The following is a 295-nucleotide window of genomic DNA, read 5'->3' as shown; positions in this document are numbered from 1 at the left end:
GCTCGAAATCAAGATGCGGACAGGTGAGAAAAAGCTACACCCGCGTGTCCCGATTCTCAACGAGTGGATCGAAGAGCAACTGGAGATTCTGGAGGCAATTCAGGACCAAGAACTCGCGATCGTGTCGCAGGCTGTCGATCTGGATCAGGAATTCCGTGATATTTTGTACTTTAATGACATTTAAGGAGTCAGCATGAGTAAACCGTGGATTGAGGTAATGCGCTGGTGCGTCGAGAATCCGTGTGAAGACCCCATCCAGTTTATGGATTGTTGGCTGGAGGGCCGGTTCGACGTG

Annotated in this window: 1 protein-coding gene; it reads left to right on the top strand. The window is 50.5% G+C overall.

The window, feature by feature from the left end; translation table 11 throughout:
- On the top strand, positions 1-184 hold a 184-nt coding region (locus tag AC1RPJ_RS08075), incomplete at its 5' end, for a hypothetical protein (RefSeq protein WP_481762892.1).
- Positions 185-295 lie beyond the last annotated feature (111 nt).

The organism is Dellaglioa sp. CoH-57-MRSF-17, assembly GCF_056782015.1.
This window is presented reverse-complemented; position numbering and strand designations above follow the sequence as displayed.